Here is a 19,749-nt window from a genome sequence, read left to right on the forward strand (position 1 = left end):
AACTATTATATTTGAGGATTAACTAACCAACCTTAAATAATGAAAAAAGTATTGATTGTAATTTCGATTGCACTCTTGTTTATGTCTTGCAACAACGACGATGAAAACAATTTGCAAGTTGAAAGCAAACAAATAAAAACTATTAAAATTAACCAGTTTTATGTTGACAGTCTTTTCTATAAAGAAGAAAAACTAACCTCCCTTAAGTCATATCACCGAGGATTATTAATGAAGACTGATAATTATGAATATAATACCGCTGGATTTTTATCAAAAAAGATAACCAGCAAATCTCCGGGCGGACAGTTAAATTCAGTTGATTATGAGTACTACCCTGACGGGCGTTTAAAATCGAGAAAAGTCAGACTAACAGGATTTGCCGCCACAGAGCAGATTATCACCTACGATTATGCTTATGATGGTAATAAAATTATTATTACTGATGACAAGTATGGACCAAATCAACGCACTATAATGTTAGACTCAAAAAACAGAATTACTTTAATCGAAAAACAAGGCGAATACTCACAACTGAACTTTCGGTTTTGCGAATATTCATACGACGAAAACGATAACATCACGACGATGAATTTTAAAAGTAATGAACTCTCTGAACTTAACATTTATAATTTTGATTTTGACAAAAAAACAAATCCTTTTCCTTCTTTAGATTTTAATCTTCCAAATGACTTAAGTATCAACAAACTAGAAGCAGTATCTATTGATGCCGTTTATGATTTTACACAAATGGGAACCGGCGATTATATTTGCTTTTTTAATTTTCAAAATCATAACAATATTACCAGCATTAAAGTTCAGAACTTTAATAGCAGCTATAATTATCAATATACTGATTTCAACTTTCCATCAGAAATTATATTTAAAAATTACATCATGAAATTCAGCTATTAAGAAACAAATTACTAAAAATCAACCACTTACAAAAACCATTATAACTGTTTTTTTATTAAATTTGACTGCCTTTAATCTAATCTTAAACAAAAACCAATATGAAAAAAACCATTATTTTAATTACCGCTATTTGCATTTCGGCACTTTTGTATGTTTCCTGCTCCAGCAATGATGAAGTTGTAAATCAGGCAGACACTACCAGTATAAGCGCATCTGTAGTAATCGATGCTATAAACGAAATGGATGTTAACACAGGATTAACTGTAACAAACAGTAATCCGACAGGAAAAACAGCCGAAACTCCCAACCCAACCTGCGGTAATGTTACTGTCGCAACTCCAAACGGAACTGCTTATCCAAAAGTTTTCACTGTAGACTATGGCACCTCCGGATGTACGATTAATCAGATTACAAGAAAAGGAAAACTAAAAATTACACTTTCGGGGCCAATTATTACAACCGGAAGCAAAATGACCGTAGAAAGAATAGATTATTCTGTTGGCAATCTTAAACTCGAAGGTACTATAGAATATACAAACACAACAACAGTTGCAACTGTACCGCAATGGACCAGAAAAGTAACTAACGGAAAACTGACTGATGCTGCCGGGCGTGTTTTCACAAATTCAGGATCTGTTACGGTTAAGCAGACTGCCGGGGTTGACACTCCTTATGTTTTAGAAGATAATGTATACGAAATGCCAGAAGGAAATCATACCGTTACTTCAGAAAAAGGCGGCTCAATAGTACTTACCGTATTAGAAACCTTAGTTAAAAAATATTCTTGCGATTACATCTCTAAAGGAAAATTAAAAATTGAAGGCGGTTTTTTAAATGGCGTTGTTAATTACGGAAATAACGATTGTGACAACAAATATACTTATACCCACGAAAGCGGCGCAACGTATACTTTAGGAATGTAAACGCTTCATTTTAAAAAAAATATGTAAATCCCAATTTAGAAATAGATTGGGATTTTTATTTTTTTGAAAAATTAAACAGCGGCTTATTTACATTCAAACTATTTTCTTTATTTTGCACCAAAATCCAATAAACTAATGAAAAAATCAATTATTGCCTTTGTTACTCTTGCACTACTTGCATCATGCAGCAAAAAAGAATCAGCTGACAACTTACATATTACAGGAAATGTAAAAGGCCTGAAAACCGGAACCTTATATATTCAAAGAATTGTAGATACAGCTCTTGTTGCTATTGACAGTATCAAAATCGACGGAAATTCGGCTTTTGAAAGAGATATCAAATTAGAATCTCCAGAAATGCTTTATTTATTTTTAGATCGTGGTGTAACAAATTCTTTAGACAATAATATATTATTCTTCGCTGAGCCGGGAAATATCAATATTGAAACCAATTTGGATAATTTCATTGCAAATGCAAAAATTACAGGATCTAAAAATCAGGAATTATACGAGGAATACCAAAAAATAAATACTCGTTTTAGAGACGAAAACCTGTCTATGGTTGAATTAAAATTCAAAGCTTTAAAAAGACAAGATCAAAAAGCAATTGACAGCCTTGATGCAAAACAACAGTCAAATATCAAAAGAAAATATTTGTATGCTACCAACTTTGCCATCAACAATAAAGATCATGAAGTAGCACCTTATATTGCTTTGGCAGAGATTTATGATATCAATATTAAATTTCTGGACACGATTCAAAAATCGATGACGCCAAAAGTAGCCAAATCACTTTACGGAAAAAAGCTGACCAAATATGTTGCTGAAATCAAAAAAGCAGAACAAAAAGCTCCTGCAGTAACAGAATAATAAAAAAAATGTCCTGAAAATTCAGGACATTTTTTTTTATAATAAATTGAGAATTTTAACTACCCAGAATTGCACCTAAAATACCAAATACAAATATAAGTCCGTACAGCACTATAATGGCAATCATTAAAATACCAACAAATTTATAATGTGATTTTAAATAGCCGAATGAAGTTGTCAATGCTTCTGAATCACTATCCTTAAAAGCCTTTTTGGTATTTGCACCAAATTTAAACAGATAGTACACAGGAAAGAAATAAACCGCAGCCAATACAAAATATACCACGCTCATAATTGTTCCAAAAGAACCACCATAAGCGCCCATTCCAGGCATCGAGCTTCCCATGGTTGAAAATATTGCACCCGCAAAAATGGCGATTAGGATGATAAAGCCAATTCCAACAAACCCAATTATACCTAAAAAATACGCCCATTTTCCGGCTTCTCTTAAAAAGTCTTTTGCAGATTGGTCAAGCTGCAACTCAAATTTTTCAAAAACTGAAGTTTCTTCCATTATTTTATGTTTTTTGGTTAAGAAACAAACATAAGAAAAATATTATTAACAATTACAATTCGAAAAAATTCCACCTGAAACCTAAAACTTAGAATTTAAAATTTAGGCATAAAAAAAACCACCACAAATTGTGATGGTTTTTATTGTTGAGCCGATAGAGGGACTCGAACCCACGACCTGCTGATTACAAATCAGCTGCTCTAGCCAGCTGAGCTACATCGGCCTCTTTTCAGAGTGCAAAGATAAAATTGTATTTTTAATTTCCAAAAATAATTTCACACCTCTCTCTATAAATACAAAAACCATCACAATTGTGATGGTTTTTATTGTTGAGCCGATAGAGGGACTCGAACCCACGACCTGCTGATTACAAATCAGCTGCTCTAGCCAGCTGAGCTACATCGGCCTCATTACGGGTGCAAATATAAAGCGGTTTTTCGTTTTCCCAAAATAAATTTGCACTTTTTTACACTTTTTTTTGCTTATAAAGCGTTGATTTTTTCAATCAATTGATTAGCAGTTTGTTCTAATTCAACATTGATTTGTTTGAAGTGTGCTTTTTTATTTTCAACGTTCTTAGCGTTCACTTTTGTAATCAAAGTATCAAATGCAGCAATAGCTTCATCGATTAAAGCATTCGTTTCCGGAGTAGGATTTCCTGTTGTAGACATCTCAAACAAGTAAACTGCCTCAATAATATCTCCTAATACAAAATTGATGTCTTTCTTTAAATTTTTAACGTTTGCCATTTTTATTATAATTTTAATTTGCGTCTGCAAAAGTACACATTATCTTTAGATTACGTGCTATGAAATGTAAATTTCTAAAATTGAAGCTTTTCCGTTTAAAATAAATGCATTTATCGCAGCCGGAACTAAAACGGTATCACCTTTTATATAAGTGTGTTTAAATCCGTCGTATTCGATTTCGAAGCTTCCTTCAATACACATATAAACCGTAAATGTTTCTCCGTTTTTTGAAACTTCCACTTTATCTTCTAAAGGAATAAAATTTGTCGTGAAATAAGGACAATTAACAACTGTATTCGAAGTATTCGCTTTCGAATCGTATTTCTTTTGTGTATCAACTTTATTGTAGTTAATAGCATCAAGTGCTAAATCTACATGCAGTTCTCTTTTATTTCCTTGTGCATCTACACGATCAAAATCGTATAATCTATAAGTAATATCAGAAGTCTGCTGAATTTCGGCAACCACTAATCCTGCTCCAATTGCGTGAACTGTTCCGGTTTCTAAAAAGAAAACATCTCCGGCTTTTGCTTTTACATCATCTAAAATAGAAACTAAAGTATTGTCGTGTAAATGTTTTAAATATTCTTCTTTACTTGAGTTTTCTTTAAAGCCAACAATAATTCTGGAATCAGCGTCAGCTTGCATTACATACCACATTTCGGTTTTACCAAATGAGTTGTGACGTTCTTTTGCTAATTTATCGTTTGGATGAACTTGTATTGAAAGATCTTCGCGTGCATCCAGGTACTTAAAAAGTAACGGAAATTGTTTTCCAAAGCGCTCGTAAACTCTCGTTCCAAGAATTTCGTTTGGAGTTTCATTAATAAGATCCATTAATGATTTTCCTTTTAAGTCTCCGTTGGCAACTGTGCTGACATCACCTTCTACCGTAGACAACTCCCAGCTTTCACCAGTAATTTTAGAAGTGATCGGTTTGTTTAATACTGTTTTTAGTTTCTCACCGCCCCAGATTCTTTCTTTTAGGATTGGTTCAAATTGCAATGGGTATAAATTTGGTTTCATATTTTAATTTTAGGCTAATATCTATATTAATTAAACAACGATCTAATACTATTTTTTTAATCTATAATACTAATTCTTTTATTATTTCCAGAGCTTTCGAAATATGTTTTTCGGCGTTCATACTATCAAAAATATAAATAACCACTCCGTTTCTGTCAATAATGTAAGTCACTCTGCCCGGTAAAAGCCCAAATAAATTATTTTTCACACCAAAAAGATGTCTCAGTCTTTTATCCTGGTCCGAAAGTAAAATAAATGGCAGTTTGTATTTATTGGCAAATTTATGATGCGATTTTACACTGTCGCTGCTCACACCAATAACCTCTGCACCTAAGTCTTTGAAATCTTCGTATTGATCTCTAAAACTACAGGCTTCGGTAGTACAGCCGGGCGTATTATCTTTTGGGTAAAAATAAATCACTAAAGGTTTTCGTCCTAAAACACTTTGGCTTTCAAAAACATCTCCGTGACTATCTTTTGCAGTAAAATTCGGAACTATATCTCCTATTTTTAATGACATTTATTATTCTCCTTTATAAGTTACAAAATTGCGGTCTGTTTCATAAAGCACGACTTCCAAGTCAAAATCGGGCTGAATTCTTTTTCTAATTTTATTCCATATCACAACGGCAATATTTTCTGCAGTTGGATTCAAATCCTGAAATTCCGGAACGTCCAGATTCAGGTTTTTGTGATCAAACGGAATTTCTACTTCTTCCAGTATAATATCCGCTAATACTTTCACATCTAAAACAAAACCAGTTTCCGGGTCAATTTTTCCTGTAACACTTACTGTTAAACCATAATTATGACCATGAAAATTGGGATTATTACATTTTCCAAAAACAGCATTGTTTTTTTCTAATGACCAATCTTTCCTGTGCAATCGATGTGCAGCATTAAAATGCGCTTTTCTTGATATGGTTACTTTCATTTAGGTTTTGGTTAACTTTGGTTATAATTTGTGGTCTTCGAGATAATGATCAAATTCATCAAAAATTATCTTAAACCAAACCGTGTAAATTTCGGGCTGTTTCTCAATATCGGCTTTAACATCTTCAATACTCATCCATTTCCAGTCTTCTACCTCATCAGGATTTATGGCTGGTTCATCATTATAATAACCAATCATCACATGGTCTAATTCATGCTCTGTTAAACCATTATCAAAAGGCGCCTTGTATATAAAATGAAACAATTCTTTCAGTTCTGCTTTAAATCCCATTTCTTCAAATAGTCTTCTGCTTCCTGCTTCGATGTTAGTTTCACCTTCACGCTGGTGACTGCAGCAAGTATTGGTCCACAGTAAAGGAGAATGATATTTATGATGAGCACGCTGCTGCAGCATTATTTCATTTTTACTATTTAATATAAAAACCGAAAAGGCGCGATGTAAAAGGGCTTTTTCATGTGCTTCTAATTTTGGCATCAGGCCAATTTGTTCATCGTCTTGATTAACTAATATTACGTTTTCTTCTGTCATAAGGCGTATTGATTTAACAAAAATACGAAAAAAGAAATGGCTATAAAATCCTAGAAGACATTGTGAAAAGTTTAACTACTTCTCTTTTTACATAAAATTTTGATTTACAACAAACTGCAATTATGCTCATCACAAAAAACCTTTAAAAATAAGATTAAAAAACTACAGTACTCAGTTTTACGTAAATAATAAAAAGTTAAAACATACTTAAATATATCTGAATTGTAATTAAGGCGACATTTTGAAGTTAAATCTCTCCGTATCTTTGAAATTCAGATTAATGCACCCAAAAATTTATGAAATCTAAAAACTTAATTTTCAGCCTTTGCTTTTTGATTCCGCTGTTTATTTTACAGGCATGCGGACAAAACACAAAAAAACAATCCGCAAAAACGGTTACTATGGAAAACAAAATCTCTAAGCCCGGAAATCCTTACTATTCAAACACAGACACAACCAAATTAAACGTAAGTAATGCCGAATGGAAAAAGGTTTTGCCCGAAGATGTTTATGCCGTTATGCGTGAAGCTGACACCGAAAGACCTTTTACAGGAAAATATTGGAATACCGACGAAAAAGGAACTTATTACTGCGCCTCTTGCGGCAACCTTCTTTTTAGATCAACTGCTAAATTTTCGAGCAGCTGCGGGTGGCCAAGTTTCTTTGAACAGGAAAACAAAAAAAGCATTGTTTTTAAAAATGATAATTCACTTGGAATGGAAAGAATTGAAACTCTTTGCGGACGTTGCGGCGGACATTTAGGCCATATTTTTGACGATGGACCGGAACCAACCGGAAAAAGGTACTGCATGAATTCTATTGCTCTTGATTTTATTCCGGATAATAAATAACTACAAATGAAAAATATATTTTTAATCTGCCTTTTTGCTTTATCAAGTGGCGTATTTTCTCAAAATAAAAAAGCATCAAACCTGGAAACCATTACGCTTGGCGGAGGATGTTATTGGTGCGTTGAAGCCGTTTACGAAAACCTTGACGGAGTAAAATCTGTTGTTTCAGGATTTTCTGGAGGAAAAACTGCAAACCCAACTTATGAAGAAGTCTGCACCGGAACAACAGGACATGCCGAAGTGGTTCAGATTACTTACGACAAAAATGTAACCGATATTAATGAAATCTTTAAAGTCTTTTTTACTGTTCACGACCCCACAACTCTAAATCGTCAGGGTGCAGATGTAGGAACACAATACCGATCTGTAATTTTTTATAAAAATGCCGAACAGAAAAAAGCAGCCGAAAGTATTATTGCCGAATTAAACAAAGCAAAAGTGTACAATAATCCAATCGTAACAAAAGTCGAGCCTTTTAAAGTTTTTTATAAAGCCGAAGATTATCACCAAAATTATTATGCAAATAACAAAAACCAGCCGTATTGCAAAATGGTGATTCAGCCCAAAATAGAAAAATTCGAAAAAGTTTTTAAAGACAAACTCAAAAAGAAATAAAGAGTATTAAACAGATTTTATAAAGACTGTCTTTTTGAGACAGTCTCTTTCTTTCTTCAAGCTTCGGAGGAGCGGCATATATTAGATTATAAAAAATATGTCGCTCCTCCGGAGCTTTTTTATTTGTCTTATTAAATTCTATAAATATTTCACCCCGCTGGTGTTTGCTGATAGCATAATTTTATAAATATTCTATTACCCCAAAAAGGCTGTCTCAATAGACAGCTTTTTTTATTTCACAAACCCTTGTAAATATTGGGTTTTTCTCTAGCTGAAAAAATAATTCACTTTTTTTTTATTTTTTTGTCCAATTCTGAAAGTTCAGTTGTCATTAGGGTATAAACATTTAAAATTATATTATTATGGAAACTAGAATTAATGTATTCGAAAAAGGTCAAAAAGCAATCAGCACTTTATTTGGAGTAACCGGCTATTTGAAAAAATCAACAATCGAGAGATCTCTTATGGAATTGGTAGATTTCAGAATTTCTCAAATAAACAATTGTGCTTATTGTTTAGACATGCACTCAAAAGAGGCTTTGGCCAATGGCGAAACTACACAACGTTTGTTTGGATTAAGTGCTTGGAGAGAAACTCCTTATTTTACAAAACGAGAAAGAGTCGCCCTTGCTTATGCAGAAGCGGTAAACGCATGTGAAGTTCCTGATGATATTTACGATTTAGCAAAAACAGAATTTACAGAAGAAGAATTAATCGACCTTACCCTTGCAATAGCAACTATTAATACCTGGAACCGCATAAATATCGCTTTTTCTAATACTCCGGGATCTTACAGAGTAGGGCAATTTGGATAATAACCAATAGGTTGTTTTCTAAAAACAATTAACTTTATACAGCTTAAAAAGAAATTGATCACTTATAAAACATAAAAAAATGAATGAGTTTTTATTGATTTTCAGAAGAGATTTTATAACAAAAGAAACACAGCCTTCTCCAGAAGAATTACAGCAGCATTTGCAGCAATGGCAAAACTGGTTTGGAAGTCTGGCTGCTCAGGATAAATTAGCAAGACCTTTACAACGATGGGACGGACAAGGAAAACTTGTAAATTCTAATAAAGGAATCACTGACGGCCCTTTTGTGGAAATTAAAGAATCGATTGGCGGATTAATTATCATTAAAGCCAAAGATTATGATGAAGCTGCCGAAATCGCACAAGGATGTCCGGTACTAAATTTTGGCGGAAATGTCGAAATAAGAATGGCCGTTTAAACTTTGAAATAACTTATATAAAATGCCTTTGTATCTTTACTTAGGCATTTTTTCCTTAAAGTATGGAACATAGAGAACTTATACCAAATTTATTCCGAACAGAGTATCAAAAAATTGTATCAGTACTCTGCAGCCTCTTTGGAATTCATCTTATCGAAATTGCCGAAGATATTGTAAGTGACACTTTCCTGACCGCTTCAGAAACCTGGGCGATTAAAGGAATTCCAGAAAATCCAACCGCCTGGCTCTATACCGTTGCCAAAAACAAAACCAAAAACCATTTAAAAAGAAACAATGTTTTTGAAACCAAGATAGTTTCCGAAATAAAGCACAATACTCCATTAAACAATCCTGAAATCGATATTGATTTGTCTGATCAAAATATTGCAGATAGTCAGCTGGCAATGATATTTACAGTCTGCAATCCGTGTAATTCTGAAGAAGCCCAAATTGCTCTGGCTCTAAATTTATTGTGTGGTTTTGGAATAAATGAAATCTCCGATGCTTTCCTCTCAAACAAGGAAGTTATTTACAAAAGAATCAATCGTGCCAAAGAAAAACTCAAGGAAGAAAATATAAAAATTCAAAATCCCAGCAATTCTGAAATAAAAGACCGAATGAAAACGGTTCTAAAAACCATTTATCTGCTTTATTCAGAAGGCTACTATTCTATTTCCCAAAACACTACTTTACGAAAAGATCTTTGTACCGAAGCAATGCGTCTGACTTATTTATTAATTCAAAACGAAAGTACAAATCTGCCGCAAACGAATGCTTTAATGGCATTAATGTGTTTTCATTCTTCAAGGTTTGATGCAAGAACAGGATCTAATGGCGAAATTATTTTATACGAAGACCAGGATCAATCACTTTGGAACCAAGAATTAATCGATAAAGGGACATATTTTTTAAGCCAGTCTTCAACTGGAAATACACTTTCAAAATATCACTTAGAAGCTGGAATCGCTTACTGGCACACCATTAAAACAGAAACAACCGAGAAATGGGAAAATATACTGGAACTCTACAACAATTTGATTATTTTAGAATATTCACCAATTGCGGCACTAAACAGAACTTATGCCTTATCTAAAGTAAAAGGCAAAGAAGAAGCAATTCGTGAAGCCGAAAAATTGAATTTACAAGACAATCATTTTTATTTTTCTTTGCTCGGAAATCTATATTCTGAAATGAACTCAAAAAAAGCCTTACAGCATTTCAAAACGGCACTCGGCTTAGCCAAAACTACTGCCGACAAAAACATCATCAGTAAAAATATTGCACAGCTTCAGTTAAAACAAGATCAGCTTTAGCCCCAAATAAAAAAGTGAAATGATTACTCATTTCACTTTCCCGATATTTTATTTTTTCAAATTATTGTTTAGCCACTTTTTTAAATCGCATCATAGGAACATCTCCTTCAATTAAATTTAGTTTTTCATCTTTATCAATAGAGTAGCTCGTAATTTTTTTCATTTGCTGCAAAAACTGTTGTTCTCCCCCGCCGTCACAAAACATCATTGTCGTTGGTCCAGGTTCTCCAAAAGTTAAGGATTTTCCATTTAAAGTATATGGTGCGCTATAACCATTACATCCGTTATTACCATACACTTTTGTTTCTTTTTTATCAAAAGTAATCTGCGGTTTTTTATTCGGGTACAATCCTTCAAAAGCAATTCTTGGTCCCGAAATGTATTCCAGCTCCCAGGTTGTGTCAAATAAATTTCCTGCATTAGCAGTATCTTTTGATGCATTACATGAAGTAATAAATAAAGTTAAAACCGAAACGACTGCGAGTGTGTATTTTTTCATAAATGTGTTTTTTAAAGGTTATTATAATTTGTTTTTTGAAGATTAAAATTCTGATCAACATTCCCTTCTCAATATCCATGCCCATTTATCAGGTTTATAAAGTTAAATTTTTACAATAAACCGTAATTTTCTGATCTCTAAGTTACATTATTTTATTTAATTTTCTCTTAGTCAAATATTTAAATTCTAATTTTCGATTCCCTTTTTTTCGTAATTTGCATTGATCAAAAAACCAAAACATCAATCAAAAATCAAAAACATGAAACAATTTCTCTTATTGTTTGTCCTCTTTTTTAGTTTCTCTCAGGGTCAGTCTCAGGAAAATCTTCCAACAGATTATCTCTCAAAAGAATTTCATCAGGGACGCCGCGGCGCTTTTAGAAATTTAATGCCTGCTAATTCTATTGCAGTTATTTTTTCTTATCCGGAAAGAGTTTTCTCAAAAGACATCAATTATAATTATCATCAAAACCCTGATATGTATTATTTAACGGGCTACAAAGAACCCGATGCTGTTTTATTACTTTTTAAAGAACCACAAGGCTCTGAAAAATATACAGAGGTTATTTTTGTGAGAGAAAAAAATGCCGGCAAAGAAACCTGGACAGGAAGACGGCTAGGAATTGAAGGCGCAAAAACAAAGTTAGGTTTTACAACTGCTTACAACGGAAAAGATTTTAAAGACTTTAAGCTTGATTTCAAGAAATTTGACAGCATTATTTATGATAAAATCCCAACAGATATCTCAGGAGGCAACAACATTGACAACCTTCACGCTTTAATCCAAATCTTTAAGGCAAAAGCAGAGATCATTCAGGAAAACGAATCCTCTGTCAATTTGTTCACAAATATTACTAATTCACTTCGTGAGATAAAAACTCCCGAAGAACTGGAATTAATGCGAAAATCCGTTAAACTTTCCTGTATTGCCCATAATGAAGTAATGAAAGCAGTTGGCCCTGATATGAGCGAAAATGAAGCTGACGGAATTCATGCCTACATTCATAGACATTATGGTGCCGAAGGCGAAGGTTATCCGCCAATTGTAGGAGCCGGTGCAAACGGTTGTATTTTACACTATGGCGAGAACAACGCTGCAAAAATTGACAATCAGCTATTACTAATGGATGTGGGTTCTGAATATCACGGTTATTCTGCAGATGTTACCAGAACAGTTCCTGCAAACGGAAAATTTACCGAAGAACAAAAAGCAATTTATCAACTTGTTTATGAGGCGCAAGAAGAAGTTTTTAAGATTTGCAAAACAGGAACCCCTTTTCAGGATTTAAACAAAAAGGCCAAAGAAATAATTACCGCCGGATTAATAAAACTCGGAATCATTACAGATCCTAATGATGTCCGAATTTATTATCCACACAGTTGTTCGCATTTTCTTGGCTTAGATGTTCACGACAAAGGAAATTACACAGGTATTTTAAAAGAGAACATGATTTTTACCGTCGAACCTGGAATCTACATTCCTGCAAACAGTAAATGCGATAAAAAGTGGTGGAATATTGGCGTTCGTATTGAAGATGATATTTTGATTACAAAAGATTCCTATGAAAATCTTTCTGCAGACTCTCCAAGAAAATGGCAGGATGTTGAAGCTTTAGCCAAACAAAAAAGCACTTTTAATGAAATGAAATTTCCTAAAATATAATTTACTTTTTTGCCACAGATTATATGATTAGTATGATTTTAAAATCTCCTTCAGTTTGCCACGAATTTCACGAATCTACACTGATTAATTTGTGAAATTCGTGGCGAAAATTATTTTCCTTTTATCCGATAGCCATCAGGAGCGATAAAAAACTAGAACGAATTTTCACGTACTTTGTATTCCTAAATTTAATTTAAAAATGAAAGCACTTACCTTCTCTTCTTTTGGGAATTCTGATGTTTTAGAATATATCGAAATCCCTGCTCCGCAATTAAAAAGTGATGACATTTTAGTTGAGATGAAAGCCATTGGGTTAAATTTTGCCGACGTTTACAGACGAAAGGGAAATTATCATTTAAAAGGAAATCCACCCTTTATTGCCGGTTATGAAGGAGCCGGAATTGTGGTTGATGCCAACAATCATCCTGAATACAAAGCTTGCGATCGTGTGGCTTTCGCCGATGTTCCATTTGCTAATGCTGAATTGGTTGCAGTTAATATAAATCACGTTTTACCTTTACCGGAAACTATTTCTTTTGAAACAGCAGCTTCTGTTTTATTACAAGGTTTAACAGCGCATTATCTGGCAACAGATAGTCATAAAACCGTAAAAGGAGAAACTGTATTAATTCATGCCGTTGCCGGCGGGGTTGGGCAAATCCTTACGCAAATAAGCAAACTTTTGGGCGCCAATGTTATTGGTTTAACCTCATCTGCAGAAAAAGCAAAAGTTGGCTATGATCAAGGTGCAGATCATGTTTTTCTTTACAATGAAGATTGGAAATCAAAAATTTTTGAAATAGCCCCAAATGGCGTTGATGTTGTTTACGACAGTATTGGAAGCACTTTAGCCGAAAGCTTTGAAGTTACAAAAGAACGCGGTCAGGTTGTTTTCTTCGGAATGGCAGGCGGAGATCCCGCACCTGTAGACCCCAGAATGTTAATGGACGGCTCTAAAACTTTAACCGGAGGTGATTTATGGAGCTATTTAAATTCAAAAGAAGAAAGAATCAAAAGAGCGAACCAATTATTCAATTGGATTACCGAAGGAAAAATCAAACTTTCAGAACCCACCTCTTTCAAATTATCCGAAGGCAAACTAGCCCACGATTATCTCGAAAGCCGAAAAAGTACCGGGAAAATAATTCTGATTCCGTAGATAGTTTTCAGTTTTCAGTCTCGGTTTTCAGTTTCAGTTTTCAACACAATCTTGTCATCCCGAGGAACGAGGGATCTTCGCAAGAAACTCCGCAATCAAAATCGTCAAACTTGTAGAGCTACTTACGAAGATCGTTCCTCGGGATGACAAAATAAGCATAAAAAATCCGTTTTTATCAGCGTTTTCGCTTAGCGAATGTTTTATCCACGTACTTTCTTTGCGCAAAAACTCAACCCAATTTACAATTGATCAACCTCAATTTTCGTTAATTGAGATAATTGTAAAATTCTGGGAACATCATTTTTGTTCGCTACAAAAAACAAATAATTATCTCCGTGGGTATCGTAACTCATTAATTCAAGGCCTTTTTTCTCTAAAGCCGATTGAATGTACGGAAACAAATCATGACTATAGGTTTCTTCCGGATATTCAAAATTAAGATCTTCGCCAATCATTTCAGAGATAAAATATTCTGCATCTTCGGGATCAAATTTCCAATCGCTGTTCCAGGCATCAATATTTTCAAAGAAATTAAAATGGCCATTTACTATATTGTGATAATCTTTTGCCTCTTTATTAAAATTTTTAAAAAGCTTTTTTGATTCTTTTTTAAGCTCTTTTTCTTCAATATCTCCTCTCGAAACTAACTTTATAAATTCTTCAAAGGTTTCCAGATTAACGGCTTCGGCTTCTATTAAATTTTCTTGCGAAGGAAGTTCAACACTCTCCGGAATTTCGATATTTAAATACTGGCAGATTCCCTGTAAAACCAATTTAAAATCTTTTATCCCTATTGCCTGGCTTTCATTTTTTGGATTGTTGAAATCTAAAAGTTCACTATCCAGCAATCCTTTTGTATAATCAAAGAAATGGGTTCCTGAATATAAAATTTTAAAATCGTTAGTTTCTAAACTATTTGTACAGCAAAAAAAGATAATGAAATTTTTGATGGAACGTTTAAAGAACTTTTTTTCTTCGGAAGTTGGCTCCGAATAAAACTGAATGTGTATAAAATCATATTCTAATCCCTGATCTATTATATCTTGAGAAAGAACCCCAATATCCATCTTTTTATAAAGTTCATTTAAAACCTCATAAGAATTACTGAATCCTGCTTTTTTGATTTCTGCTCTTCCTTCTTCATGATCTAATGAACCGGGAAAATAAAATAAGTTAACAGATACCTCTTCCTTAATTCCTTTTACTTTAAGCTCAATACCAGACTGCTCATTATATAAGTACGAATAAATGGGATCAATAACATCAAAAGAAATAATCGATTTTGGATCATTATTCCTACCAAACAAATTAGAAAAGAAATTTTTCATTGGGCATATAAGTATTAAAAACTAAAGCAATAAATATATCACTATTTTTAATAACCCGAAACCCGGTTAGTGAATTATTTTAAAGATTCAGCAATCATTAAAGCGCATTTTTCACCGTCGATTGCTGCAGAAATAATGCCTCCTGCATAACCTGCTCCTTCACCACAAGGATACAATCCTTTTATCTGCAAATGCTCCAAAGTCATAGGATCTCGCGGAATTCTAACAGGAGATGATGTTCTGCTTTCCGGAGCATGCAAAATAGCTTCATTGGTTAAATAACCGCGCATTGATTTTCCAAATTCCTTAAAACCTTCGCGTAAAATCTGCGATAAAAATCCCGGAAAAACCTGTCCCATTTCAACCGAAGTTGTTCCCGGAACATACGAAGTTTTAGGAATATCAGCAGAAACTTTATTCTGGGTAAAATCGACCATTCTTTGCGCCGGAACTTTTTGAGTTTTTCCAGCTAAATGCCATGCTTTTTGTTCGATGCTTTTTTGAAATTCCATTCCGGCCAAAGCACCAAATTTTGCAAAAGGTTTAAAATCTTCCAGTTTTAATTCAATTACAATTCCGGAATTTGCCGTTGCCTGATCACGTTTGGAAGGCGACCATCCATTTGTAACTACCTCACCCGGACTTGTAGCACAAGGTGCAATTACACCACCCGGACACATACAAAACGAATACATACCGCGACCATTCACTTGTTTTACAATCGAATAAGGTGCCGGAGGTAAATATTCGCCTCGATAATCACAGCTGTACTGAATACTATCAATTAATTCCTGAGAATGTTCTGCACGAACTCCTAAAGCAAAAGGCTTAGCTTCTATTAAAATTTTCTTTTTATCAAGCAATTCAAAAATATCACGTGCGGAATGTCCGGTTGCTAAGATTAATTTATTGGCCAGAATCTTGTCTCCGTTTTGGGTTACAATTCCTTCAACTTCGTTACTTTTCACCAAAATATCGGTTACGCGTGTATCAAACAAAACCTGACCGCCAAATTCGATGATTTTATTTCGAATATCTTCAATGATTTTTGGCAATTTATTGGTTCCGATGTGCGGATGCGCTTCAACCAAAATATCTTCTGAAGCACCAAAAGCAACCAAAAGCTCTAAAATTCGGGTTACATCGCCTCGTTTTTTAGAACGTGTATATAATTTTCCGTCTGAGTATGTTCCGGCTCCGCCTTCACCAAAACAATAATTGGAATCCTCGTTAACAATGTGCTCTCTATTGATTGCTTTTAAATCGCGTCGGCGTCCGCGAACATCTTTTCCGCGTTCGATTACAATTGGCTTTAAGCCCAATTCGATTAATTGCAAAGCAGCAAAAAGTCCTGCAGGGCCTGCACCAACAACAATCACTTCCTGGGCAGAAGAAACATCTTTATATATAGGAAGCTCGATTTTAGTTTCCTGAAACGGTTCTCCCTTTAAATATATAACAACTTTCAAATTGATTTTAATCGCTTTTTGACGCGCATCAATCGAACGTTTTAAAATAGAAACGTGCTGAATTTCCTTAGGAGAAACCTTTATTTGTTTAGACAAATAGTCTTTAAGCAACAATTCGTTTGCGGCTATTTCCGGAGTTACCTGAAGTAAAAGTTCTCTTGGCATTGTATCTTTTTTATTCTATTAGCTTTTCTTTCTATGAAAAGAAGATGCAAAAATACTATTTTGAACTGACTTTATATAATTAACCGCAAAGTACGCTAAGATTTAATTTTACTTTACGGATAGAAAACACAAAGTTCGCAAAGCTAGATCAACACAAAGCTTTGCGAACTTTGTGTTTTTTATAAAACCGTACCTTTAAAAAATCATAGCGCACTTTGCGGTTAATTATATAGCAGCTTTTCTCTTTTTCGTAAAATCTTTAATATTCATTTTAAGCCATAGATTACTTTGGATTAAAAAGATTTCTTTGAAGAAAAGATAGACGCACTGCAGTGTGTCTCTACAGAAAAAAACTCAGTCCCGAAGCTTCGGGATAGCATCTCAGAGCCTCAGCACCTTTTTTTAAAATAGACTTTGTACCTTTGCCTCTCTGAACCTTTGCACCTTTAAAAAAAATGTCTAGAAAAATAAAATTGATTTGGGATTTTCGCGGTCCGGCTTCTGCAAAAACAGCCGAGCATCATGAAATTCATTTGAAAGAATTTATAGCAATTGAAAAATTACCATTAAATATAACCGGATTCAAAATCATAAATGATATGCATGCAATCGCTTTTATGGTTGTTACGGATGAAAATATGATTCAGGTAAGAGATGCTTTGAAACCGCATCGGGGGGAAGTTTATTCTGAGTAAGATGTGAAATGAAAAATGTGAGATGTTTGTATCGAAAAATACATTTTACATCTCACATTTAACTTATAACTAGTTAGCAACTTCACTAATAAATTTAATACGCATCAAACGTAGTTCATCGATATCATAATCGCCGTCAAATTCTTTTAGAGCGTCTTCGATTTTATCTGATTCTGACTCCATGAAATAATCGTGAATTTCTTCCTGCTGATCGTCGTCGAGCATATCGTCAATCCAGTATTTGATATTTAATTTGGTTCCCGAATATACGATTTGTTCCATTTCTTTAATTAAGGCATCCATCGTCAGCCCTTTTGCAGAAGCAATATCACTTAATGGCAGTTTTCTATCGATATTCTGAATAATGTATAATTTGTTGGCAGAGTTTACTCCGGTAGATTTTACAACCAAGTCGTCTGGGCGAATGATGTCGTTATCTTCAACGTACCTACTTATTAAGGTAACAAATTCGCCACCGTATTTTTTTGCTTTTCCTTCACCAACTCCATGAATATTATACAATTCCTGTAATGTTATTGGATATTTTAAAGCCATATCTTCAAGAGAAGGATCCTGAAAAACAACAAACGGAGGAACCCCTAATTTTTTAGCTACTTTTTTACGCAGTTCGCGAAGCATTCCCATTAAAACTTCATCGGCTGTGCCAGATGATTTTGCTGATGCTACAATTGCTTCGTCATCGGCTTCACTGTATTCGTGATCTTCAGACATCATAAACGAAACAGGTTTCTTGATAAAATCCAGACCCTCTTTTGTAATTTTTATTACGCCGTATGTTTCTATGTCTTTTGAAAGATAACCAGAAACTAAAACTTGTCTTAGTAAAGCCATCCAATATTTCTCATCGTGATCTGAACCAGAACCAAAATAAGGCTGTGTATCTGTTTTATGCGCTTTAATAACCGCATTGATTCGGCCAATTAAAGTAAACACAATTTCTTTAGACTTATAAATATGTTTGGTATCGCGAACAATTTCAAGCAGTTTAACGACTTGATCTTTGGCTTCAATTTTATTTTTCGGATTACGAACGTTGTCGTCCATATCTGCACCTTCTCCGGTTTCGCTGTCAAATTCTTCACCAAAATAATGCAGCAGGAATTTTCTGCGCGACATTGAGGTTTCGGCGTACGCTACTACTTCCTGCAAAAGGGCAAAACCAATTTCTTGTTCTGCAACTGGTTTCCCGGACATGAATTTCTCCAGCTTTTCTACATCCTTATAAGAGTAATAAGCTAAGCAATGTCCTTCTCCTCCATCACGACCGGCGCGTCCTGTTTCCTGATAATAACTTTCGAGAGATTTTGGAATATCGTGGTGAATTACAAAACGAACATCTGGCTTATCAATTCCCATCCCGAAGGCAATTGTGGCTACCACAACATCTACGTCTTCCATCAAAAACATATCCTGATGTTTCGCACGTGTTTTTGCGTCTAAACCTGCGTGATAAGGAACGGCACTGATTCCGTTTACTTGTAAAACTTCGGCAATCGATTCTACTTTTTTACGGCTTAAGCAGTAAATAATTCCAGATTTGCCTTTATGCTGTTTGATAAATCGAATAATATCCGATTCTATATTTTTTGTTTTTGTACGTACTTCGTAATATAAATTCGGCCTGTTGAATGATGCTTTAAAAGTATTGGCATCGGCCATATCCAGATTTTTAAGAATATCTTCCTGAACTTTTGGAGTTGCTGTAGCGGTAAGTCCGATAATTGGCACCTTCCCTAATTGCTTAATAATATTTCTAAGATTCCTGTATTCAGGCCTAAAATCATGTCCCCATTCTGAAATACAGTGTGCTTCGTCGATTGCAACAAATGAAATTGGCACACTTTGCAAAAAGGCCACATATTCTTCTTTTGTTAAAGATTCGGGAGCAACATATAAAAGCTTAGTTAATCCAGAACTAATGTCTTTTTTTACTTGGGCAATTTCTGTTTTGGTAAGAGAGGAATTCAACACATGTGCAATTCCGTTTTCTGATGAAAGGCTTCGAATCGCATCTACCTGATTTTTCATCAAAGCAATTAAAGGAGAAACAACAATGGCCGTTCCGTCCTGAATTAAAGCGGGTAATTGATAACAAAGAGACTTCCCGCCGCCCGTAGGCATAATTACGAAAGTATTCTTTTTATTTAAAATACTCGTAATGACTTGCTCCTGCAAGCCTTTAAATTGGCTAAAGCCGAAATACTTCTTTAATTCCTTGTGTATTTCAATTTCGTTTGAATTCATTCTTTATATTAATGGAT

The 19,749-nt window shown here is 34.3% G+C and carries 21 protein-coding genes and 2 tRNA genes; 11 read left to right on the forward strand and 12 right to left on the reverse strand.

Annotated features, from left to right (window positions below; translation table 11 throughout):
• Positions 1-39 precede the first annotated feature (39 nt).
• The 3 genes from BKM63_RS02685 (at position 40) to BKM63_RS02695 (ending at position 2,705) form a co-directional block, all read left to right on the forward strand.
• Complete coding sequence (locus tag BKM63_RS02685; RefSeq protein WP_071635139.1) at positions 40-912, forward strand: hypothetical protein; 873 nt, start codon at positions 40-42, stop codon at positions 910-912.
• A gap of 98 nt (positions 913-1,010) precedes the next feature.
• Complete coding sequence (locus tag BKM63_RS02690) at positions 1,011-1,835, forward strand: hypothetical protein (protein WP_071635140.1); 825 nt, start codon at positions 1,011-1,013, stop codon at positions 1,833-1,835.
• A 135-nt stretch (positions 1,836-1,970) separates the two neighbouring features.
• Positions 1,971-2,705, forward strand: coding sequence for a DUF4369 domain-containing protein (locus tag BKM63_RS02695; protein ID WP_071635141.1), 735 nt, complete (start codon positions 1,971-1,973; stop codon positions 2,703-2,705).
• A 55-nt stretch (positions 2,706-2,760) separates the two neighbouring features.
• Here the strand turns inward: BKM63_RS02695 and BKM63_RS02700 are convergent, their stop codons facing one another.
• The 8 genes from BKM63_RS02700 to idi form a co-directional block, all read right to left on the reverse strand.
• Complete coding sequence (locus tag BKM63_RS02700; RefSeq protein ID WP_071635142.1) at positions 2,761-3,219, reverse strand: DUF5362 family protein; 459 nt, start codon at positions 3,217-3,219, stop codon at positions 2,761-2,763.
• 149 nt (positions 3,220-3,368) lie between these two features.
• Positions 3,369-3,442 (reverse strand) — tRNA-Thr (locus BKM63_RS02705).
• 109 nt (positions 3,443-3,551) lie between these two features.
• Positions 3,552-3,625 (reverse strand) — tRNA-Thr (locus tag BKM63_RS02710).
• A gap of 76 nt (positions 3,626-3,701) precedes the next feature.
• Positions 3,702-3,968 carry a hypothetical protein gene (locus BKM63_RS02715; protein ID WP_012022371.1) on the reverse strand — a complete coding sequence of 89 codons (267 nt, stop codon included), beginning with the start codon at positions 3,966-3,968 and terminating at the stop codon, positions 3,702-3,704.
• Between the two features lie 57 nt (positions 3,969-4,025).
• Positions 4,026-4,994, reverse strand: coding sequence for a type I phosphomannose isomerase catalytic subunit (locus BKM63_RS02720; RefSeq protein WP_071635143.1), 969 nt, complete (start codon positions 4,992-4,994; stop codon positions 4,026-4,028).
• Between the two features lie 61 nt (positions 4,995-5,055).
• Positions 5,056-5,514, reverse strand: coding sequence for a peroxiredoxin (locus BKM63_RS02725; protein WP_071635144.1), 459 nt, complete (start codon positions 5,512-5,514; stop codon positions 5,056-5,058).
• A gap of 3 nt (positions 5,515-5,517) precedes the next feature.
• Positions 5,518-5,928, reverse strand: a complete 411-nt coding sequence (locus BKM63_RS02730) for a 6-carboxytetrahydropterin synthase (RefSeq protein WP_071635145.1) — start codon at positions 5,926-5,928, stop codon at positions 5,518-5,520.
• Between the two features lie 21 nt (positions 5,929-5,949).
• Positions 5,950-6,477 carry an isopentenyl-diphosphate Delta-isomerase gene (gene idi / locus BKM63_RS02735; RefSeq protein ID WP_071635146.1) on the reverse strand — a complete coding sequence of 176 codons (528 nt, stop codon included), beginning with the start codon at positions 6,475-6,477 and terminating at the stop codon, positions 5,950-5,952.
• Positions 6,478-6,773: 296 nt separating this feature from the next.
• Between idi and msrB the strand changes: the two genes are divergently transcribed.
• The 5 genes from msrB to BKM63_RS02760 all read left to right on the forward strand — a co-directional run bounded on the left by msrB (position 6,774) and on the right by BKM63_RS02760 (position 10,489).
• Entirely contained in the window at positions 6,774-7,328 is a 555-nt protein-coding gene (gene msrB, locus BKM63_RS02740; protein WP_071635147.1) for a peptide-methionine (R)-S-oxide reductase MsrB, read from the forward strand.
• A gap of 6 nt (positions 7,329-7,334) precedes the next feature.
• On the forward strand, positions 7,335-7,943 hold the full coding sequence (gene msrA / locus BKM63_RS02745) for a peptide-methionine (S)-S-oxide reductase MsrA (RefSeq protein WP_083572168.1): 609 nt from the start codon (positions 7,335-7,337) through the stop codon (positions 7,941-7,943).
• A gap of 362 nt (positions 7,944-8,305) precedes the next feature.
• Positions 8,306-8,758 (forward strand): carboxymuconolactone decarboxylase family protein, encoded by a 453-nt coding sequence (locus tag BKM63_RS02750; protein ID WP_071635148.1) that lies wholly within the window; start codon positions 8,306-8,308, stop codon positions 8,756-8,758.
• Between the two features lie 79 nt (positions 8,759-8,837).
• Positions 8,838-9,176, forward strand: coding sequence for a YciI family protein (locus BKM63_RS02755; RefSeq protein ID WP_071635149.1), 339 nt, complete (start codon positions 8,838-8,840; stop codon positions 9,174-9,176).
• 62 nt (positions 9,177-9,238) lie between these two features.
• Complete coding sequence (locus tag BKM63_RS02760; protein WP_071635150.1) at positions 9,239-10,489, forward strand: RNA polymerase sigma factor; 1,251 nt, start codon at positions 9,239-9,241, stop codon at positions 10,487-10,489.
• Positions 10,490-10,550: 61 nt separating this feature from the next.
• Here the strand turns inward: BKM63_RS02760 and BKM63_RS02765 are convergent, their stop codons facing one another.
• Positions 10,551-10,988: an META domain-containing protein gene (locus BKM63_RS02765; RefSeq protein ID WP_071635151.1), complete on the reverse strand. Its 438-nt coding sequence runs from the start codon at positions 10,986-10,988 to the stop codon at positions 10,551-10,553.
• A gap of 259 nt (positions 10,989-11,247) precedes the next feature.
• Here BKM63_RS02765 and BKM63_RS02770 point away from each other — a divergent pair, with 259 nt between their 5' ends.
• Both BKM63_RS02770 and BKM63_RS02775 read left to right on the forward strand, forming a co-directional pair.
• The gene (locus BKM63_RS02770) at positions 11,248-12,651 is read left to right on the forward strand and encodes an aminopeptidase P N-terminal domain-containing protein (protein ID WP_071635563.1); all 1,404 of its coding nucleotides are present in this window, start codon (positions 11,248-11,250) and stop codon (positions 12,649-12,651) included.
• Positions 12,652-12,850: 199 nt separating this feature from the next.
• Positions 12,851-13,810: a quinone oxidoreductase family protein gene (locus BKM63_RS02775; protein ID WP_071635152.1), complete on the forward strand. Its 960-nt coding sequence runs from the start codon at positions 12,851-12,853 to the stop codon at positions 13,808-13,810.
• A gap of 239 nt (positions 13,811-14,049) precedes the next feature.
• Here the strand turns inward: BKM63_RS02775 and BKM63_RS02780 are convergent, their stop codons facing one another.
• Together BKM63_RS02780 and BKM63_RS02785 are read right to left on the reverse strand one after the other, a co-directional pair.
• Positions 14,050-15,138, reverse strand: coding sequence for a DUF6630 family protein (locus tag BKM63_RS02780; protein WP_071635153.1), 1,089 nt, complete (start codon positions 15,136-15,138; stop codon positions 14,050-14,052).
• A gap of 74 nt (positions 15,139-15,212) precedes the next feature.
• Positions 15,213-16,772: an NAD(P)/FAD-dependent oxidoreductase gene (locus BKM63_RS02785; RefSeq protein WP_071635154.1), complete on the reverse strand. Its 1,560-nt coding sequence runs from the start codon at positions 16,770-16,772 to the stop codon at positions 15,213-15,215.
• 455 nt (positions 16,773-17,227) lie between these two features.
• Between BKM63_RS02785 and BKM63_RS02790 the strand changes: the two genes are divergently transcribed.
• Entirely contained in the window at positions 17,228-17,467 is a 240-nt protein-coding gene (locus BKM63_RS02790; RefSeq protein WP_071635155.1) for a hypothetical protein, read from the forward strand.
• 69 nt (positions 17,468-17,536) lie between these two features.
• On the opposite strand, the gene recQ is transcribed toward BKM63_RS02790, so the two are convergent.
• Positions 17,537-19,732, reverse strand: coding sequence for a DNA helicase RecQ (gene recQ / locus BKM63_RS02795; protein WP_071635156.1), 2,196 nt, complete (start codon positions 19,730-19,732; stop codon positions 17,537-17,539).
• Positions 19,733-19,749 lie beyond the last annotated feature (17 nt).

The sequence above is a fragment of the Flavobacterium johnsoniae genome (assembly GCF_001879205.1).
Classification (GTDB): Bacteria; Bacteroidota; Bacteroidia; order Flavobacteriales; family Flavobacteriaceae; genus Flavobacterium; species Flavobacterium johnsoniae_A.

What these genes read in the sequence shown, in the direction of transcription:
- BKM63_RS02760 (WP_071635150.1), top strand. Translation starts at nt 9,239, where the DNA reads ATGGAACATAGAGAACTTATACCAAATTTATTCCGAACAGAGTATCAA.
- BKM63_RS02750 (WP_071635148.1), top strand. Translation starts at nt 8,306, where the DNA reads ATGGAAACTAGAATTAATGTATTCGAAAAAGGTCAAAAAGCAATCAGC.
- BKM63_RS02775 (WP_071635152.1), top strand. Translation starts at nt 12,851, where the DNA reads ATGAAAGCACTTACCTTCTCTTCTTTTGGGAATTCTGATGTTTTAGAA.
- BKM63_RS02755 (WP_071635149.1), top strand. Translation starts at nt 8,838, where the DNA reads ATGAATGAGTTTTTATTGATTTTCAGAAGAGATTTTATAACAAAAGAA.
- BKM63_RS02715 (WP_012022371.1), bottom strand. Translation starts at nt 3,968, where the DNA reads ATGGCAAACGTTAAAAATTTAAAGAAAGACATCAATTTTGTATTAGGA.
- BKM63_RS02730 (WP_071635145.1), bottom strand. Translation starts at nt 5,928, where the DNA reads ATGAAAGTAACCATATCAAGAAAAGCGCATTTTAATGCTGCACATCGA.
- BKM63_RS02780 (WP_071635153.1), bottom strand. Translation starts at nt 15,138, where the DNA reads ATGAAAAATTTCTTTTCTAATTTGTTTGGTAGGAATAATGATCCAAAA.
- BKM63_RS02785 (WP_071635154.1), bottom strand. Translation starts at nt 16,772, where the DNA reads ATGCCAAGAGAACTTTTACTTCAGGTAACTCCGGAAATAGCCGCAAAC.
- msrA (WP_083572168.1), top strand. Translation starts at nt 7,335, where the DNA reads ATGAAAAATATATTTTTAATCTGCCTTTTTGCTTTATCAAGTGGCGTA.
- BKM63_RS02695 (WP_071635141.1), top strand. Translation starts at nt 1,971, where the DNA reads ATGAAAAAATCAATTATTGCCTTTGTTACTCTTGCACTACTTGCATCA.
- BKM63_RS02720 (WP_071635143.1), bottom strand. Translation starts at nt 4,994, where the DNA reads ATGAAACCAAATTTATACCCATTGCAATTTGAACCAATCCTAAAAGAA.
- recQ (WP_071635156.1), bottom strand. Translation starts at nt 19,732, where the DNA reads ATGAATTCAAACGAAATTGAAATACACAAGGAATTAAAGAAGTATTTC.
- BKM63_RS02765 (WP_071635151.1), bottom strand. Translation starts at nt 10,988, where the DNA reads ATGAAAAAATACACACTCGCAGTCGTTTCGGTTTTAACTTTATTTATT.
- BKM63_RS02770 (WP_071635563.1), top strand. Translation starts at nt 11,248, where the DNA reads ATGAAACAATTTCTCTTATTGTTTGTCCTCTTTTTTAGTTTCTCTCAG.
- BKM63_RS02690 (WP_071635140.1), top strand. Translation starts at nt 1,011, where the DNA reads ATGAAAAAAACCATTATTTTAATTACCGCTATTTGCATTTCGGCACTT.
- msrB (WP_071635147.1), top strand. Translation starts at nt 6,774, where the DNA reads ATGAAATCTAAAAACTTAATTTTCAGCCTTTGCTTTTTGATTCCGCTG.
- BKM63_RS02700 (WP_071635142.1), bottom strand. Translation starts at nt 3,219, where the DNA reads ATGGAAGAAACTTCAGTTTTTGAAAAATTTGAGTTGCAGCTTGACCAA.
- BKM63_RS02725 (WP_071635144.1), bottom strand. Translation starts at nt 5,514, where the DNA reads ATGTCATTAAAAATAGGAGATATAGTTCCGAATTTTACTGCAAAAGAT.
- idi (WP_071635146.1), bottom strand. Translation starts at nt 6,477, where the DNA reads ATGACAGAAGAAAACGTAATATTAGTTAATCAAGACGATGAACAAATT.
- BKM63_RS02685 (WP_071635139.1), top strand. Translation starts at nt 40, where the DNA reads ATGAAAAAAGTATTGATTGTAATTTCGATTGCACTCTTGTTTATGTCT.
- BKM63_RS02790 (WP_071635155.1), top strand. Translation starts at nt 17,228, where the DNA reads ATGTCTAGAAAAATAAAATTGATTTGGGATTTTCGCGGTCCGGCTTCT.